We start from the raw sequence: 17745 nt of genomic DNA, 5'->3' as shown, positions 1-17745 counted from the left end.
ATACTGGCGGAATTACCTGATGCGGGGACTGAACCAGTTCCCCAGCATATCATCGACTTTGGTGACGTGATCAAGGATCTGCTGCCGCGTGGCGGTGGGGTGAGTTCTGTAGAACTCGTTCCAGGAGACACGTATTTCACTCAGGTGGATTCTGCTGTTTATGTCACCCTTGGGGATGCCGCGCAGATTCTCGAGGGAGTGTATTTCGTCCGCCTTGAACAGGCCCGGATAGCGTTTCAGGACTTGTTGTTCGATGGCATGGTGGACGACTACTTTGCCTTTGAGTTCTGGGTGTTCGTTGAAGAATGTCTGTTTGTATTTGTGGTTGGTGGTGCTGCCGACGGATGCTTCTTCTCGTTTGGGTATGTCCTTGCCGAGGGGGGTGGTTTGGTTGTCCTTGGCGTTTTGTGCTGCCGACTTGCAGGGGGTGAGGCCTAGGGGGTCGGCCCACAGGTGCGGGTTGGGGACGTAGGAGGCGGGGTTGGGGGCGGGTGCGAGGCCGAGTGGGTCCAGGGTGAGGTAGCGGGCGCTTTCGGGGTCGTAGTGCCGGAAGTGGTTGTAGTGGAGGCCGGTCTCCGGATCGAAGTATTGGCCCGGGAAGCGCAGGGGTGTGTAAGCCGTGCTGTCGGCGGTCCATGCTGTTGCTCCCCACAGCGTGCGTCGCGTCTGCCAGGCGATGTCTCCGCGTTCGTCGACGAGTGCGCTGGGGGTGCCGACGAGGTCGGTGATGATGGCGAAGAAGCGGGCGTCGATTTCGCGCTGGGAGGCATCGGCGCTGATGATTCGTTCTGTTTGGGTGATCGGGTGGTGCCCGTGGTGGTCCCAGGTGAGGGTGACCGGGTTCGGGGCTTGTGCTAAGACGGTGGTCTGTTCGCACAGGGTGGTGCCGTCCCAGGTGAAGTCGGTGCGTTCGATGACTGTTTCGCCGTCGGTGGCGAGACGGTATTTGCTGGTGCGGCGGCCGAGGGGGTCGTAGGTGTAGTTCCAGCGGCTGCCGTCGGGGGTGATCACCGAGGTCAGGCGGTCTTCGGTGTCCCATTCGTAGCGCCAGGTGTCGGGCTTGCGGGACAGGCGGGTCTTTTGCCGCAGGGTGACGCGGCCCAGGGTGTCGTGCTGGTATCGGACGGTGCCGGCTTCGTTGAGGCGGGTGCCGGTGTAGGAGCGGGTGCCGGTGGCCTCGTGTCCGGGGTGGCTGGCTGGCCAGGAGGCGAAGGCCTGGTTGCCTGCTTCGTCGTAGGCGTAGGTCTCGTTCCAGTTGGCGGCTTGGATGGCGGTGACGCGACCGGCGGAGTCCAGGGTGATGTGGCGTGGGCCGGTGGAGGGGTCGTCGATGTGGGTGAGGTTGCCGTCGGCGCGGTAGGAGTAGCCGCGCTGCTGGATCGGCTGGGGTCGGCTGTCTGTAGCGATGGTTTGGGCTGTGAGCCGTCCGGCGCGGTCCCACTGGTTTGACCAGTGCAGGTTGTTGCCGATGCGGCGGGAGAGTTCGCGGCCTGCGGCGTCGTAGGTGAATTCGACGGTGCGGCCTGCGGCGATCATCTGGGCCGGGAGCCCGGTTGCGTCGTAGTGCCAGGTGGTGACGGCGCCAGTCGGTGTGGTGCGGCTGCTCAGTCGTCCCCATTGGTCGTAGCTGTAGGAGACGGTGCGTCCGTTGACGGTTTCGGAGTGGAGGAGGCCGAAGCGGTCGCGCAGCAGGGTCAGGGTGCAGTCGGGGCTGGTTGCCTGGGCCAGTTGGTCGGTGAGGTCGTAGGCGTACTCGGTGATGTGGCCCTGGAGGTCCTTGCGGGTGACCTGGCCTAGGAAGTTCCGTTGGTAACGGATGACCTGTCCCAGCGCGTCGGTCCGCGATTGCAGGTTGCCCGCGGCGTCGTGGGTGTAGGCGAGGCGTCGGCCGTCGAAGTCTGTCTCGGCTGCCAGATTGCCCGCGGCGTCGTACTCGTATCTCCAGGTCAGGCCCTGCGGGTTGACGACGCCGGTCAGGCGGAGTTCCGTGTCGTGGAGGAACTCATAGCGGCTGCCGTCCGGTCCGGTGCGTGCCAGGAGCAGGTCGAAGTGCGTGTACTCGTAGTGTGAGACGCCGCCCAGGGGGTCGGTGTGGCTGGTGCAGTTGCCTTCGCCGTCGTAGGTCCAGGACTCTGCGGTGCCGTCGGGGGCGGTGTAGCGGGCTAGGTGGCCTTGGGGTGTCCATTCCATCGCTGCCACGGCTCCCACCGGGTCAGTGACAGCGGTGATACGCCCGAATGCGTCGTGCTGGTAGCGGGTCACGGAGCCCAGTGGATCTGTCACGGCAACGGGCAGGCCGGCGGGGTTGGTGTCGATGGTGGTGGTGTTGCCCATCGGGTCGGTGACCGCAGTGAGGCGTCCGGCCCCGTCGAAGGCGTAGTGGGTGGTCTGCCCTGCGGGGCTGGTCTCCGATGTGCAGTTGCCGCGTTCGTCATAGGTTCGCCGGATGATCGTGCCGTCCGGGTTGATCACCTTCACGGGCAGGCCGAGGGGGTTGTACTCGGCGCGTGCCGCACGTCCGTCGGGGCGGGTCACGGTGGTGAGCTGGCCGGCTGCGTCGTACTCGAGGGTCATGGTGTGGCCGAGCGGGTCGGTGTGCTGGCGCAGGCGGTTGTGGCGGTCGCGTACGAAGCGGGTGACGTTGCCCAGGGGGTCGATTCGGGCGATCACCTGGTCACGTTCGTTCATGACGAAGCGTGTGTCGTGGCCGAACGAGTCGGTGATCGTTGTCGTGTGTTGCCCGGATGGGTCGTCCGCGGAGCTGTAGGTGAAGACCGAGCGTTGGTGTCCGGCTTCTCCGGCCTGGTAGGTGCAGCGGTTGTGCTGATCGTAGGTGTAGGCGAAGGTGCGGCCGTTGGTGTCCGTCCAGGACACGATCCGTCCGTGCTCGTCGTAGCCGAACCGTGTCGGCCGGCCGCTGGAGTTGATGACGTCGGTCAGGTGTCCGTCGGTGGAGTAGTGGTAGCGGACCAGTTCCTGGTCACTGCCGTCTTGTGCGGCGCCGGCCAGGGTGAGTGTGCGGATGCGCCCGTCCGAGGAGGTGAGGCGGAGGAGGTAGCCGCAGCTGTGTGTAAGGGAACGGGGGGCTCCCTGCTCGTCGTAGTCGAACTGGATCCAGTTGCCGTTGCGGTCGTCGATCTGTTCCAGTAGCGCAATGTCGTTGCCGGCGTCGGCGAAGTGCAGTCGGCGGCCGTTGTCGGGGTCGGTGATCAGGTAGCCGTCATCGGCGCGATCCAATGACCACCGCGCGCTGCCGTGCCGAGGCAGGGTCGGAACGCCCGGGGCGGGGTGAGGGTAGGTCAGCAGCAGTCCGGCTTCACCGACGAAGACAACGCCCTCGGCGTCGATCTCCAGGCGCTGGTCGATCGTCGAGGACCAGGTGGGACCGAACCACCGTCCCGAGCGGTAGGTGGAGGCAAACTCGCGCGTGAAGACGAGCGGTAGTCCGGCCGGCAGGCTGATGTCCGTTTGGGAGAGCAGCACGCTGCCGGTGGCGACATCGACCGGGTCCTCTTCGCAGGTCATCTCTGAGGGCTGCCGGGATGTGGCGTGGGGACTCTGTTCGGCTGCTTGGCGGGCTTCCCGGCGCAGGGCGTTCTCGGCGCCTGTTTCGACTCCCTCCTTCAGCGCGAGCCGCAAGCCGCCCCGTGCGAGCCCCGCTCCCTTGGTGCCGACGAGTTCCGGGATGAGGCGGCCGAGAAACTCGGAGGGGTCCTTCTTGAAGCCGTCGACGGCAGCCTGGACCGTCCGTTCGGGATGCGAGGCCGTGGAGACCAGCCCGGCGAGCGTCATGTTGACGTTCTGCAGGTAGGCAGCCGGGTGAGTGAGGTTGTACGGGTCGGTGGGGTTCAGGCCACGGGCGAAGTTGAGCAGGCCCGCGGTGCCCTTGAGAGCGCCGCCCACGACGTGGGTGAGTTCGGTGTTGGCGGCTTGGTAGCCGTCCGTGAAGTCGTTGCGCAGGCGTTCCAGCGGTGGGGGCTCGGCCGGGGCGTGCGCGAGGGCTGCCTTGACCTTGCCCTGGGCCTCGGACGCGGCCGTGTTGCGCTGCTTGCGGGCCTCGCGGAGCTTGTCGACAGCGGCCTTGGCGTCGGCTTTGCCGGCATTGTGGTCCGGCTCGGGCTTAGGTCCGGGGTCCTCATCTGCCCGTAGTTTGGCGTTGTAGGCTTCGGCCTTGGTCTGGTAGGTGTCGGCCGCGTCCTGGGCTGCCTTTACAGCCTTCTTGTAGAGCTCGATGGCCTCCTTGGCCTGTCCCTGCGCCCAGTTGACGGTGTCCGCGTACGACTCCAGTGCTCCCGCCGCCGATGCGCAGGCCTCAGCGGCCTGTGCCCATTTGGTGGGATGGACGCCGAACTTCTCCCGGAAGGCGTCGCCGCCCTCGCCTTGCCAGCCGGAGGAGTCGACCTTCTTCAGTCCCGAACTCACCTTGTCGAACGCACCGTGGAAGTCCCGCAGGTGCTTGGCACTCTCGCGGATCTTGTCCGGGTTGCCATGGACGAGTTCATTGGCGTCCTCGCTCTGGCCCAGCTGCTGCTCTCCGGGAGTGGCGCCCAGGTCGGAGGCGACCTCGTCGCCCCAGTCCTCCACCCCGTCCGCCCAGTCGTGCAGACCGGCGTGGTCCAGGGCCCCGCCCAGCTTGTCGGTGCCGTAGTCGACAGCCTCGCCGAGCTTTTTCTTGCCCTTGTCGTAGAGGTTCTCCGCGCCGCCCAAAACGGTGTTGGTCAGGTCTCCGAGTCCCATCAGCCCTGACCACCCTGTTGCTCAGTCGCTTCGGCTCGTTCCTCGGGAGAGGGCCCGAAGGTGTCGTCCAGGTACTGGTTGTACTCGTCGTCCGACATCCCAAACGCGCCGTGCAGGTCCTCCGGGTTCAGGCCGGGCACAGGTCCGATGGTGTGGGAGGTCATGACGTCTCGTCCCGTGTCCGTCCAGGCCTGCCCGCTGTTGTCCATGGCCTGGTCGAAGGACTCCTTGCTGTAGTCCACGTTGCCGCCGTACACACCGGACTTGGCGAGGTCGCCCCCGCCCGTCTTCTCCACCTCCTCCTCGGAGGCATACGGATTGCCGATGGCTGCGTTAGTGACAACCTTGAAGGTGCTTTCGACGTACTTGTCGGTCTCGTCGTACGTGCCCGCGGACAGAACCGTCTTCTCGGCGCATCCGTTGCCCTCGTTGATCAGCGACCGGACCCCCCACTCCCAGCGCTCGCAGAACGACGTGCACTCACCCGTCAGCCCTTCGGGGCCGAGTTCCAGACCGGACAGGGCGATGTCACCGAAGCCGCGCCCGGCCCCCGCCTCGCCCACCATGCCCAGCTCCCTCAACTCGCCCGGCGCCTCGGTCAGGCCCGTGGCGATCAGTGCGAGTCCCTCGGTCTTCAGGTCCTTGCCGCCGTCGGTCACTTCGTGTCCCCCCTGTCCGCGTCGAAGTCCAGCGCCGCCTCGTCCGGCACGATGCCGCGCACCGGCGGGAAGACCATCCCTTCCTCGCCGTCCGCGCAGTCCAGGGCCACCCCGCAGGGGACTCCGGCGGCGGGGACGGCTACGTCCAGCAGGCGCGCGCCGAGGACGGTCTGGTACGTCCACTCGCGGTCTGCCTGGCCGCGTGCCACCGCGTAACGGGCCAGCGCCTGCTCGTCGGAGAAGGCCAGAATGAAACGGATGCCGCCCAGATCGGCGGTCAGCAGGCCCCGTTCACCCTCCGGGCCCGGACCATCGCCGAGCGGCACCAGCACCGGGGTGCGGCGGAACTCACCGAGCAGAGCGGCGAACTCCCGTCTGCGCGCCTCAACCCCAGGAGCTTCACGATCGGACTCTTGACCGTGTGCCGGCGGCCGTTCGCCACGTCCTCCGTCTTCGACGTCATGCTCTCGTGAAGACGCCTGCGCCTCCCGAGCGGTTGGCGACGTCGTCATCTCCGCGTAGTCAGCGATGCGGGACCGTGGAATCCGTTGCGGCCCGTCGACCGTACCCCCGTACTCAGACATGCAGCCCATCATCACAACCGCACACAGCACGTCGCAAACGTCAGCTGGGAAGAGATGTGCGTCAAAGGAGAGTCTTTGATCGGAGGGACGGACTTCCGTCGCACTATCCGCGTACAGCATCGGTCGACGAGATCCGCCGCCACCCTCCGCCTGGCGGCCAAGGAGGTGAGACGGTGCTCGTCCGGCTAGGAAGACCCTCGGCCCGGCACCCATCGGCTGGCCCGGCAGCGCGGCCGTCGCGGACGTGCCCGGGGCGATCGGCAGGCCCGCCGGCTTGTGTGAGACGCGGCCAGCGCGCCTGACTCTCGCAAGGTGCCTCGCACAGTGCAGTCGGCGAGGCGATGTTCGACCAAGAGGCATCGGAGGCGCCCAAGGCCTGCATCTCTCTTACCAGACCATTACGGTGTGCCGTGCCGCCAATTGAGAGCACCAGGCCACCGAGGAGCACATGAACGAGCCCGTTGCGCCGGACGCTGCCGCTCCGTCCGCAGGTGAGACAACGTCTGCATCCGCCGCAGCTCAGCGCGATGCGGCCGAGGTCGCTACCGCATCAGCCGGTGAAGCGGAGCGAGGATCGAGCACCTACGCGACCGGCGGCGGTGGCGTTTCACTCGCGCATCGCATCGCGACTGTCTATCTCGCCAGCATGTTCACCGGCGCACGGCGGACGGAGGCACGTGAGCTGCCGGTCCGTAGGGTGTCGTTCCAAACCGGTCCGGCGCATCCGGTGGATGACCTTCTGGTTGAGTGCGGCGACGAGTCGGATCGGGTCACCCTTGCCGTGGCGTGCCGAGCGACGCCGAACTTCGTCCCGAGCCATGAGGACACAGTGAAGCTCGTCGGGTCACTGCTTGCCGAGGTCGACAGGTTCGATACCGACGCTCACCAGGTCGCCGTCGCAACTGCCGGTTGGTCCGATCAGTGGGACCAGCTTGCAACGCTCTGCGGCATCGCGCGTACTCATGCCGACCCGAACTCGTTTCAAGCGGCCCTCGACGTCGAGGGCCGCTGGTCGAAGCCGGTGCGTGAACGCCACAAGCATTTCCTGAAAATGGTCAAGAAGGTCGTCGAGGATGACACGACGCCACAGGAGGTCCTGCGGCTGGCGTGGCGTCTGCTAGGGCGGCTGCACGTCCTCGGTTTCGCTGTGCAGAGCCCGGACGACGCGGACCGCACCGTGGTGGCGACGTCTCTGGACGACGTGGCTTCGGCTTCTGCTGACGGAGTAGCGGTCCGTGACCGACTCGAGGTCGAGGCGACCCGCTACGACGCGACCGGCGCCGTGGTGGATCTCAAGGTGCTTCGCCGTGACCTTCACGAGCTCCTGGACTCGGCCGCGACTCAGAGCCGGCATGCGTGGTCGGTGCTGTCTGATCAACGCAGGTTGGCCGCTGCCGTTGTGCGGACCACCATCGGGGATGAGTCATTCGGGGGTCCGCTCGAGATCTCGTTCAGGGACCGACGCGAACAACTCGTCGGCGCCCTGCGCGAGGCTGGCACTCGTGCTTCGGCCCTTCTGGTATCCGGCGAGTCCGGCATCGGTAAGAGCGCGTTGGCGCTCTCGGCCGTCGCAGAGTTGGAAGGCGCGGACCCCGTCGGGTTCCAGGGTGTGGTGGTCAACTTCCGCAGCCTGCCACAGTCGAGCCTAGAGTTGCGTGCTGCACTCGGGATGTCGATGGAGGACGTCCTCGCGGAGCTATCGGCACCGGCTCGGGTTTTGGTCATCGACGCGGCTGACGCCGCTCTGGAACGATCTGCCAGCCTGTTGAGCGACCTTGTGCTGGCGGCGGCCGCGGCGGGAGTCGGGCTTGTGGCGGTCACGTCTGACGTGGCATCGGATTTCGTGCGGGAACAGATGGAGCTGGGGTTCGCGACACCTATTCTCTCGTTCACGATGAAGCCGTTGGGCGACGGCGACATCAGGGTCGTCTCAGATCACTTTCCGCTTCTGCGTGCGGTCCTGCGAGACCTGCCCACGAACTCACTGCTGCGCAGGCCCGTTGTGCTGGACCTTCTGGCGCGGACCGGGGCGGAGCCCGATAGGTCATTGGGCGAGTGGGAGTGCCTTCAGATGGTGTGGCACAGGGTTGTTCGGGGCGACGGGCGCCCGGGAGTCGGTTCCGCCGAGGCGCGGGAACAGACGTTGCTCGCGGTGGCTGCTGCGACGATGAACCTGCCCGAGAATCGCCGAACTGGTGCGGGCGTCGATGCTGCAGCGGTCGATGTGCTGCGTCGGGATCATCTGCTCGCGCCAGCGAGCCCCTATCAGAGCCAGCCGGAATTCGCCCACGACGAAGTTCGGCGATATGCGACCGCCATCCTTTTCGTCCGCGGCCAAAGCCCAACCGAGTTGCTGGAGGCAGCGGGAGGGCCCCGGTGGGCGCTATCAGCCGCCACTCTTGCATGCGAGGGACTACTCAAAGCGCCGGGCACCCGCCCCGTCCGGAGGTTCACCGAACTGCTTGCGCAGTTCGATGCGTTCGCTGCAGCGCACGGCCCCCGGTGGACTGACGTCCCGGTGGAGGCGGTTCTGGAGACGCCATTCGCATACGAATGCCTCAAGTCGGCAGTCACGGATCAGTCGGTCGGTCTCGTCTTCAATGAGGTGGTTCGAGTTGTTCAGCAGCGGCATAAGATCGACGGGCTGGTCGACAGTCTTGTCACGATACCCGTTGTTCGGCTCCTCGTTGATAGCGAGAAGCCGTGGGACGTATCGAAGGAGTCGTTCGAGCTACTGACGGGCTGGCTGCAGGCCCTGTCCCTAGCGGATGCGCCTGCCGGCAACGAGCTTCGGATCCAGCTGCGGGATCGGCTCCTTGCCTACTGGAAATCGTTCCCTCGCAACACTGACGGGGCCGAACGGTCCAGGCACATGCCGCAGCGTCGCCGTCGCCGACGCGGGCTGGATTACCACCTGACGAAGGAAGAGTTCGTCGAAACGTTGGCGCTGCTCGGGCCTGACATCGACGATGACGTGGAATCGTGTTTGAGGACCATCGGGGACCACGCGCCAGCGTTCCTGGCTCCGGCTGCGGACTCACCCATGAGCGCCCGAGCCTTGGCACAGCGGGATCCGGAGCTACTGGCCACGTTGATGGAGGTCTACTACATCGAAGACCAGCCCAGCTGGCACCGAGACGAAGGTGTCCGAGAGCATCAGGGCCGATGGACCGGCTTCGGAGCACCCTTGTTCCAGTACTACTTCGGTGGATTCTGGCAGCTGTTCCAGACAGCTGCGTTGCCGACATCGGTACGGGTGTTGAACAACATTCTGAACAGCGGTGCGCGGGCACGCGTGACGAGGCCAGCGTGGCTGAGTTCGCCTGACGCGTCCGCTGGATCCGTTCGCGCCCATGACGACAGCGCCGATGGCGACACAGAGAGCAGAGAGGATGACGGCCGCGGGGTCGTCCTCAACCTTGACGGCACCGCCCGCCTGTACATCGGCGACAGCCACGTGTGGTGCTGGTACCGGGGCACATCAGTTGGCCCATACTCGGCTATGAGCGCGCTGCAGGCGATGGAACGTCTTGCCGACGGGTGGTTGAGCCGGGGTGCATCGCCGAGCCTGGTTGTCGGGGCCCTCCTGAACGGCTGCGAGAACCTGGCGATCCCGGGAATGCTCTTCGGCCTGCTCGTGCGCCACATCGAGAAAGTCAGCAGCGAGCTCGACCCTTTCCTCGCCGAACCAGTCGTGTGGGAGTTGGAGTTTGGCCGCAGGACGAGTGAGTACGTAGGGCTGCGTGCAGCAACCGAAGGACTCGAAAACCTTGAACGCCGCTACTGGACACCGCGTGAGGTAGCCATGTGGCTGGTGATGCATGGCGGGCAGGAACGTGCCGAGGTTTTGAAGGGGGTCGCTAACAAGCTGGTCGAGAACGGTGACCGCCTGAGCATCAGCCAGGAGCTGACGAAGAACTGGGCCGCCAGCTTGAATCCGGAGCGTTATCGAGTCAGGCAGCACGGTAATGAGGTCTACATCGAGGTCGAACCACCTTCTGAGCTGCAAGCCGCGCAAGAAGCGCACGCAGCTCACCAAGAGGTAGTACAAACCAGCCTGCGTCTGCAAAACCGGTACTGGGGCTCTGCCAAGCAGGACCCCGAGTACTGCCCGCCCACGTCGGAGGAGATCGCTGCGGACCTGGTGGAAGGACGCGCCTTGGTCGAATCCGATGAAGACCTACTGCCGAGCCGGCCGGTAGACGCCGTCGCCCACGTCGTGCGAGCAGCGGTCGAACGAGCCGCCGCTGGTGACATGGCGGCGTTCGGCAACGAAGCGCAGTTCGTGACTGAGTTCGTCATCGGCATCGCATTGTCGTTCCAGGATGCCGACGACCAGCGTCACGAGGATCAGTTTTTCGATCTCGGCGCCGACCGAGCCGTGGCTCAAGCCTTGCCGGCCTTCGTCACCCCGGCGCTGGCAGTGCCGCTGGAAACGGCCGGCAACTCGACCCATGATGTTGCTAAGGCCGGCCTTGCGGTGGCGGGCAAGGCGTCCTTGGAGACTCAGCTGTACCTTGCACGTGGATGCGATGTCGTCTGGAACTCCCCATGCCACTCCGCCCCCTGCATCCACAGGACCGCGCTGAACTGGTTGCTTGAAACCGCACGTGGCGCAGAAATCGGCCCGTGGGACCAGGACGGCCAGCGAAGGCCGAACGTGCAGATCACTGGCGACATTGCCGAACGCCTCCAGGAACTAGCAGGTGACGGCGTTGATGTCGCAGTCCTGGACGCGGCTGTTCGCGGACTCGGGAAAGCCGCGGCGACGGACCACTGCTGCACCGAGGACGCAGCCACGCTCCTCGCCGCATTTCTCGACGTTCAGCGACGTGCCATGGTTGAGCAGGAGAAGGAGGGTTGGACCGCGGACGACCGCGGGGTCCACACTCTCATCGCCGCGCGGGCCCTGCTCGAAGGCGTCGCGAAGGACGGCGCCGCCGCACCGGTCCTCGAACACCTCGACGTCCTCCGCGCAGATGCAAAGCTGATGGCGAATTTCCTTCACGGTCTTGCCGCGGCAGGCGCAGAGAACAAGCACCTGGCTGACGCCGCACGAGGTATCTGGCCGTCGCTGCTACGCCACGCAATCGGCTACCGGAGTGACGCCTCGAGCCCCTATCGCGACCCTCACTGGGGCGACTGGGCTGCCGCCGCCCTACTGCCGGACCCACTTCCCTGGACGCAGGGCCTGTACAACGAGGTCGCCGGTCAACCCGTCGACTGGGTCCGAGCTGAGGACCTCCTTGAGTCGATCGACGATTGGCTTCCGACCGCTCGCGGCGAAGCCAAGTCCGTCGACGCACTCATCGGCATCCTGCGCAAGCTCCCGGAAGAAGAGCAGGCTGCCCGCGGCGTGCACTGGGTTTCCGAGCTCTGCATTCAAGAGGGACGGGTCACGGTCAAGCAGTCATGGCACTCGAACAGTTGGCTCAAGGAGATCCGTAGGACGGCCGAGGAACTCGGCAAGTTGGACGAGTGGCAGATGCTCGTCGACTCCTTGGTCGTCGCCGGAAATGAGGGACTGGCGCCATATAGCAGGTGACGCCTCAGGGTCCCGCCTTGTGCCGATCGGGGGGATCCCCTCCCGGAAAGCTTCTACGGGTCGGCAATCCTCGCTCTAGTGCTGTGACCGCGTAGGTTCGCCGGGGTGGTGGTTGGAGCGATTGGGTATGCAGTGACGTCCGTTCCGATCGCTGGAGGTGTGGTGGCCGAGCCTGTGCGGGTGCGCAGACTGACCGACCAGGAGGGGCAAAAACTGCAGCAGATCGGACGCCGGGGCAGTACCAGTTCGGTGCGCTACCGGCGAGCGATGATGCTGCTTGCGTCCGTCGGCGGAAACCGGGTGCCGTGATTGCCCAGTTGGTCCAGGCCGACGAGGACACGGTGCGGGATGTGATCCACCGGTTCAACGAGATCGGTCTGGCCTGCCTGGACCCTCAATGGGCGGGAGACCGTCCCCGCCTGCTCAAGCCTGACGACGAGGCCCGATGGGGACTGAGCATCGACGCCACCGGGCAGGCCGCACTCGAGGAGGTGCTGGACGGCTGCCCGAACATCCCGATCAGCGTCACGCTTGCGCGCTGACGGCCTGCCCCCAGCACACTGGAGTGATCGACGACGGTGTAGCTGCTGACGAGCGCGCCGAGACATCGGCAAATGTCGGTGCTGGCCCCGAGGTTCCCGAGAGAGGAGGCCATCGGCCGCCAGGCAGATCAACTCGTGGGGCGACCAGGTCAATGGCCTCCTGATGGACACATCCGGCCAGGCAGGCCTGGTGCGGGGCCTACGGCGGGTCGCCGCCACCTCCGTCGACGACCGGCGCCGTTACGCGGCTGCGGGCACGAAGCTGGTCGCCGAGCGGTTCTCCGTGACACGCATGGCGGACGAACCGGCCGCCGAGTACACCGCCCTGCACACCGGCTGACCAGTATGCGGCCCGCGACGAGAAGGGTGAGGCCGACCGGCTGCTCGGCCTCACCACAGCAGGGTGCCCGGGCCGCCCTTGAACGGCCCGCACACCTCTGAGGTGATCCAGCCGCCGTAAAAGTCGCCCTCCTGCGCCGTGACGCCCTCTCCGGCGACCGTGCAGCGGTCCATGCGGCTTGGGTAGAAGGCGAGGTAGTCCTTGAGGGCCGTGAAGCCGCGTTCGGGACGGGGATAGCTCCAGGCGGCGCCGGCGCGTACGTCGTCTCCTACAACGACGTCCCAGTATCGGGCCGCGCCCTTCCACTCGCACCAGGTCCGGCCCGAGGTCGCCGGAATCAGCAGCTCCGTACGGACGTCCGCCGGAGGGATGTAGAACACCGGCGGATGACTGGTTTCCAGTACACGGACGGACTTCCGGCTCTCCGCCACCACCTGGCCCGCGCACTCGACCCGCACGACGCGGTCGTCCTCCCGCATGGCGGGCGGGCGCGGGTAGTCCCAGACGGACTCGGGCGGCCGGGGGGCGGAATGCGGCACGGGTTGTACCGATAGCGGATCCAGGTACACCTTGTCCTCGTAGCACCAGGCCCACTCCTGGCCGGGGGCCAGGGCGCGGACCACCGGGTGGCCGGTGGAGTCGAAGTGCGTCGTCGCGTGAGCGCCCGGAGAGCTGTCGCTGCAGCCCACATGGCCGCAGGTCAGGCAGAGCAGCAGGCCGGCTGGCGCACGTTCGCGTGCCGCGCACGTCGTGCATGTCTCACTCAGCGGCTCCGGTTCGGCCGTCCAGGTGTGGGAACAGGGCGTCCCCGAGGGCCGTCCGCCGTCGTGCCGGGGCGCCCACTTCGTCATCGGTGATCACCGCCGGGTGCAGTGCTGTCCACGATCTCTCCTCCGCCGTCTCTCGTCTCACCCTTGCTTCACCCCCATCCCCCGACAGGGATGCAGGCGGCGGGCAAGTGCGCCGTTCAGCGGGCCGGCGAGTGCCGTCCGCTCGTGGTTCCCATGCCCCGCTCAACGGCACCCGCCTGGCTCGTGCAATGGGGTCGGGTTCACCGGCCTCGGTCATGCAGCGTGCTGCGGCGGGCGGCCGGGCTGGGGCGGGTGCCTGCGCGGCGTCTCCCCGCCGAACCGGTCACCGTCTCCGACGACCAGGCGCCCGCCACCGCTCCCCCACCGCGCCCTGTCACGCAGGCGGCGCCAGGCCGAGACCGTCACGTGCGTTATCGCCCTATGGGTTGCCCTTCAGCGGTGCCGTTGTTGCGAGGGCGTCGGCGAAGGCGTAGGAGGGGTCGGAGGCGGGGTTCAGCCGTTGACGAACTCGTGGTAGCTCGTGGGTATGCGGACCGCGCGGTCCGCTTGGTCCATCCGGTTCAGGATCTGCTGAGCCTGCTCCCACTCCAGGTCCCCGCTGAAGTGGAACTCCGCAAGCAGTCGGGTTGTGTCCCATGCCGTGAGGCTTCGGCGGCTCGCCAGACGGCTCGCATCCCGGTCGTCAGTCAGCAGCACTGATCCGGACAGCTCTCCGCGCGTCAGCATGGCATGGATGGACTCGGCCTCTCCCAGGTGAAGAGTTGGCGCGGTGCGGGTACCGCCGAGCGCGGTGCGCAGACGGCGGACGCCTTCCCGGTCTTTCGTCCGGTTGAGCTCGATGGGATCGCCGAGCCAGCCCTCGGTGAGCAGGGGTATTAGCGCCGGATAGGAGGTGACCCACTTCTGCAGCTCCGCGTGTACGGCCTGCGTGCACCGGGGGGTACGGACCTCGAGGCCGGCCTTGAGCACCCCCATGTCGCCGGAGGCACCGCGCCCGTGGCCGGACAGGTCACGAAGTCGCACCGGAGTGCTGGTCGTCGCGGAATTGCAGGGGGTTCATGCGGTGCATGACCTCTCGCATCAGAGCGGGGGTGACCGTCTTGTCGGGTGAGTCGGGGTGGGTGAGTTCCTGCTGGACGAGGTGGGTGAAGCGAGCCCACGTGCGGAAGTTGCCGTGGCAGGCGGCCTCATTGGCCCAGAGCAGATCGTCGGGGCTGACGTCCTTCCACAGCGGGTGGTAGGCCGGGATGTGCTCCAACACCTCCTTGGCGGTGAGTGGGGCGAAGGCCTGCCAGATCGCGATGCGGGACGCCAGGGCGGCCTGGCGGCGCAGCCGCTGGTAGCAGTTCTCCCCGCCGACGAAGACAACTGACAGGGGCGTGTCCTCGCTGAGGTAGCGGATGTACTCGTAGACGGCGGGTCCGAGAGCCTGCGCCTCGTCGACGATGAGGGCGCGGGGGGTCTGCAGCGCCTCGAGGACGAGCCGTTCGCTGAGCCGGCGGTCGCGGGCGTCGTCGGCGGGGAGGCCGAGCGCGTCCATGAGGTCTGCGCGGAAGTGCTTCAGGGGGACTTCCCTGGGATAGCGGGCGTAGAGGGAGGTGTCGGGGGCGAGGTCGTAGAGGTTGCGTTCGGCGGCGAGGCTCTTGCCGAGGCCAACGCCTCCGTGGACGCACATCATCGAGTCGGCGTCGAGGATGGTCTTGATGTTCTCGGCGTTCAGCCTGGTGGCTCGGGTGGGGCAGAGGCGGGCGCCGGTCAGCTTCATGAAGTGGTCCTGGGGGCCGGGCGGCCGCAACGCGCGGATCACTGTTGTCGTCCCTTCTGCGGGGTCGCTGTGGGCGGGGGATGGCGTTGTTGGTCTGTGCCGCGGGGCGCAGGCTTCGAGGTAGCCGTACTTCCTGCCTTGAGAGGTCAGGGGGCTGCACCGCCGCCGTCGGTTCCGTCCCTCTCTGTGCCGCCCCAGGAGGGGGTGGGGGGCGGCAGGCGGCGCTGTCTGCGAGAGGCGTACGGGGGCCGCGATGGTGGGCTTGGGGGTGTTGCGGGCTTGGCTGAGGCGTCGTCTTGGGGCGGGTCGGCGGCCGGGTCCTGGCCGCTGCTCCAGGAGTGGCTCGGCAGCTGGGGGGTGCGGCGCGGCTGGAAGGTGTCGGGTTCGGGGAGCGGGACGGGCGGTGCCTGGGTGTCGAGGCGCTGTGGTGTGGCGGGTTCGGTGAGGGCGGCGTAGCGCACGCGGCTCTTCTCCAACGCCTTGAGCTGGCTTTTGAGGCTTGCGGCTTGGCGTCTGCGTGCGCGGTGGATGTCCTTGCGGCGTTCGATGGCCTCGGGGTCGGTGGCGGTGCTGAGCAGGGCGTGGCCGAGGTAGCGGTTGGTGCGCGGGTGGCACAGTTCGATGCGGTCGAGGTGGTGGGGGCGGTAGCGGATGACGTAGTGCTCGCCGACGTGTCCATTGAGGCTGGCCGGGGGGATGTAGATGCCGCCTTTGAAGTGGATGCCGTCGCTGTGGAGCCGGTAGGTCCTCTGCTCTGTCTCGAGGGTGAAGAGGTAGAGGGCGTCGTCGGGGATCTCGCGTAGGGGGGTGTCGTCGGCCTCCCATGCCTCGGCGGGGGTGCGGCGGTGGAGGGCCGCGATGGCGTGGTCGAAGTTCCACCACTTCACCCATTGGTGCAGCAGGTGGGTGAAGTGCTCGAAGCTGAGGAGCTCTTCGAGGCGGTGGGCGGGGCGTGGTGCCTTTTTCAGGGCGGGGCCGGTGTAGCCGGGGAGGCCTTTGAGGTGGGTGTGGATGAGCGCTTTGTTGATGGCTTCGATGAGGCCTTTGGCCTGGGGCTGGCGTGGGGGCAGTTTGTGCAGGTCGATGCCGAGGGTGTTCATGGCTGCCTGGACGGGGGCGCTGCAGAAGTTTTTGCCGCCGTCGATGCGGATCCGCTTGGGTGCGCCTCCGAAGGGGCTGTGGGGGGGGGCGGCGGCTGATGGCGTCGTGGAGGGAGACGAGGACGGCGTCGCGTGAGGGGGCGTGGGGGGTGACGGCGAGTCCGCAGATGGCGTCGGTGCTGTGGTCTGCCCACCAGATGACGTGGGGGGTGACGGCGCGGTTGTCGAGGCGGACGCGGATGTTGCAGGTCTTGTCGTCGCCTTCCCAGGCGTCGTTGCGTTTTCCGCGGTGGCGGCGGGGGTGGAGGTCTTTGCTGCGGCGTGCGTTCTCTCCGGCGATCAGTCCGGCCCGTGTGCCGGGGTCGAGGGAGCGGAGGATGCAGCGGCGGAGGGTGTCGTAGGAGTAGTGGCGGTCGGGCTGGCCGGGGATGGCGAGGTGGCCTGCTTGGAGCAGGTCGCGGTAGGCGGCCTGCATGTTGCCGCGCCAGCGGCCGTAGGCGTCGAGGATGGCCGGGGTGAGGGTGAGGCGTCGGCGGGGGGCGGGGGTGTAGGTGCCGCCGTGAGCGGCTGCGTTGTCCATGTGGCGCTTGATGGTTTTGACGCTGCAGCCCAGGCCTTGGGCGACGAGTTTCTTGTCGTCGGGGGTGAGCCGACCGGTGTGCTGGAGGTCCAGGAGGTGACGGATGGCGGCGCGTTGCTGTGGCAGCAGGTCGGGGTGGGGCACGTGCACCTCACAAGCGGGGCGGGCTGGGGAGGTCAGGGTGTGGCGGGGGCGACGGACAGCAGTCCGGCGCCGTAGGCCTGGCCGCGTCCGATGCCGGTGGTGACGGCGTCGGTGAGGGCGGCGGCGTCGGTGATGGTGGCGGTTCCTTCGAAGCGGGTCAGGGTGTGGTGGCGGTTGGTGGGGGTGTCGCGGCGGCAGCGGAAGGGCTGCGGCTGCATGGAGACGTCGTCGAGGTGCAGGCCGGCCTGCAGGGCGCGGCGTTGCCACCAGGCGAGGGCGTCGGGTCCGTAGAGGCCGGTGAGCTGGCCGCGGTGCAATGGCGTGGCGCGCGGGTGGCCCGGGGCGGCATGGCGTGGGGGCGGGTTGTGGCCGATGCGGGCGGAGGGGCTGGCGGTGATGCGGTAGTGGACGCGTGTGCCCGCCGTCAGGGTCTGCAGGTGGGGGGTGAGGTGGAGGGTGCGGGCCTGTCCGTAGTCGGCGGGCAGGGCGTCCAGGAGTGGGGGGTGTGTGGTCTGCACGTACAGCACGGGGGTGGGGTGGTCGGTTTCCAGGCGGAAGAGCAGGCCGGCTTCGCGGCGGGGGTGGGGGCAGGTCGCGGGCATGCCGGCCAGGCGCATCAGGGTTTTGTGGAGGCCGACGTAGTCGTTCAGGTCACGGCGTACGCCGGGGTGGGCGGGGTTCAGGCGCATGCGGGTCAGGCGGGAGGGCTGCATGTGCAGGGCTCCTGTTCGCGGAGGTAGTCGGCGAGGGCGGGGTGGGGCCAGGGGCCGGGATAGAGGTGGAGGGGCAGCTGCTCGGTGGTGGTCCACCAGGTGTGGGAGGCGTGGCTGCGGGCGTGGGGGGTGAAGTCGAGCGGGTGGTCGTTGAGTTGTTCGGCTTCGGTGGCGCCGCCCCGGGTGGGGCGGGGCTGCTGTTCCCACCAGAAGGTGACGGGCAC

The 17745-nt window shown here is 67.3% G+C and carries 11 protein-coding genes and 3 pseudogenes; 4 read left to right on the top strand and 10 right to left on the bottom strand.

Going from position 1 to position 17745, the window contains the following annotated elements:
• Nucleotides 1-12: 12 nt before the first annotated feature.
• The 3 genes from GT030_RS15035 to GT030_RS15025 are packed head-to-tail and all read right to left on the bottom strand — an operon-like array spanning nucleotide 13 to nucleotide 5980.
• The gene (locus tag GT030_RS15035) at nucleotides 13-4737 is read right to left on the bottom strand and encodes a putative T7SS-secreted protein (RefSeq protein WP_161201543.1); all 4725 of its coding nucleotides are present in this window, start codon (nucleotides 4735-4737) and stop codon (nucleotides 13-15) included.
• The gene (locus GT030_RS15030) at nucleotides 4737-5396 is read right to left on the bottom strand and encodes a hypothetical protein (protein WP_161201542.1); all 660 of its coding nucleotides are present in this window, start codon (nucleotides 5394-5396) and stop codon (nucleotides 4737-4739) included. The genes GT030_RS15035 and GT030_RS15030 overlap by 1 nt, the downstream gene beginning before the upstream one ends.
• A complete protein-coding gene (locus tag GT030_RS15025; protein ID WP_161201568.1) occupies nucleotides 5393-5980 on the bottom strand; it encodes a hypothetical protein in 588 nt (195 codons plus the stop codon). The genes GT030_RS15030 and GT030_RS15025 overlap by 4 nt, the downstream gene beginning before the upstream one ends.
• A gap of 448 nt (nucleotides 5981-6428) precedes the next feature.
• Here GT030_RS15025 and GT030_RS15020 point away from each other — a divergent pair, with 448 nt between their 5' ends.
• From GT030_RS15020 to GT030_RS15010, 3 genes and pseudogenes are all read left to right on the top strand, one after another.
• Nucleotides 6429-11525, top strand: a complete 5097-nt coding sequence (locus GT030_RS15020) for an ATP-binding protein (RefSeq protein ID WP_202460105.1) — start codon at nucleotides 6429-6431, stop codon at nucleotides 11523-11525.
• 162 nt (nucleotides 11526-11687) lie between these two features.
• Nucleotides 11688-11965, top strand: a pseudogene (locus GT030_RS35675) (helix-turn-helix domain-containing protein); the annotation flags it as partial.
• Between the two features lie 265 nt (nucleotides 11966-12230).
• Entirely contained in the window at nucleotides 12231-12407 is a 177-nt protein-coding gene (locus GT030_RS15010; protein ID WP_161201540.1) for a glycosyltransferase family 4 protein, read from the top strand.
• Between the two features lie 50 nt (nucleotides 12408-12457).
• On the opposite strand, the gene GT030_RS35670 is transcribed toward GT030_RS15010, so the two are convergent.
• From GT030_RS35670 to GT030_RS14990, 5 genes and pseudogenes are all read right to left on the bottom strand, one after another.
• Nucleotides 12458-12976 carry a DUF427 domain-containing protein gene (locus GT030_RS35670; protein ID WP_346009646.1) on the bottom strand — a complete coding sequence of 173 codons (519 nt, stop codon included), beginning with the start codon at nucleotides 12974-12976 and terminating at the stop codon, nucleotides 12458-12460.
• A pseudogene (locus GT030_RS35665) lies at nucleotides 12968-13174 on the bottom strand (UBP-type zinc finger domain-containing protein); the annotation flags it as partial. The gene GT030_RS35670 and the pseudogene GT030_RS35665, both read right to left, overlap by 9 nt.
• 537 nt (nucleotides 13175-13711) lie before the next feature.
• Nucleotides 13712-14194: a hypothetical protein gene (locus GT030_RS15000; RefSeq protein WP_161201538.1), complete on the bottom strand. Its 483-nt coding sequence runs from the start codon at nucleotides 14192-14194 to the stop codon at nucleotides 13712-13714.
• A 34-nt stretch (nucleotides 14195-14228) separates the two neighbouring features.
• On the bottom strand, nucleotides 14229-14984 hold the full coding sequence (locus GT030_RS14995) for an ATP-binding protein (RefSeq protein ID WP_161201537.1): 756 nt from the start codon (nucleotides 14982-14984) through the stop codon (nucleotides 14229-14231).
• A gap of 146 nt (nucleotides 14985-15130) precedes the next feature.
• On the bottom strand, nucleotides 15131-16084 hold the full coding sequence (locus GT030_RS14990; protein ID WP_161201536.1) for a Mu transposase C-terminal domain-containing protein: 954 nt from the start codon (nucleotides 16082-16084) through the stop codon (nucleotides 15131-15133).
• Nucleotides 16085-16226: 142 nt separating this feature from the next.
• On the opposite strand from GT030_RS14990, the gene GT030_RS14985 reads away from it, so the two are divergent.
• Nucleotides 16227-16883 (top strand): hypothetical protein, encoded by a 657-nt coding sequence (locus GT030_RS14985; protein ID WP_161201535.1) that lies wholly within the window; start codon nucleotides 16227-16229, stop codon nucleotides 16881-16883.
• Here GT030_RS14985 and cas6e read toward each other — a convergent pair.
• Together cas6e and GT030_RS14975 are read right to left on the bottom strand one after the other, a co-directional pair.
• On the bottom strand, nucleotides 16841-17521 hold the full coding sequence (cas6e, locus tag GT030_RS14980; RefSeq protein WP_161201534.1) for a type I-E CRISPR-associated protein Cas6/Cse3/CasE: 681 nt from the start codon (nucleotides 17519-17521) through the stop codon (nucleotides 16841-16843). The two genes, GT030_RS14985 and cas6e, sit on opposite strands and share 43 nt — an antisense overlap.
• Nucleotides 17503-17745: pseudogene (locus GT030_RS14975) on the bottom strand (hypothetical protein); the annotation flags it as partial. The pseudogene GT030_RS14975 and the gene cas6e, both read right to left, overlap by 19 nt.

Source organism: Streptomyces sp. SID1328 (assembly GCF_009865595.1).
GTDB lineage: Bacteria > Actinomycetota > Actinomycetes > Streptomycetales > Streptomycetaceae > Streptomyces > Streptomyces griseoluteus.
Note: the sequence above shows the minus strand (reverse complement) of the source record. Positions and strands in the feature narration are given on the sequence as shown.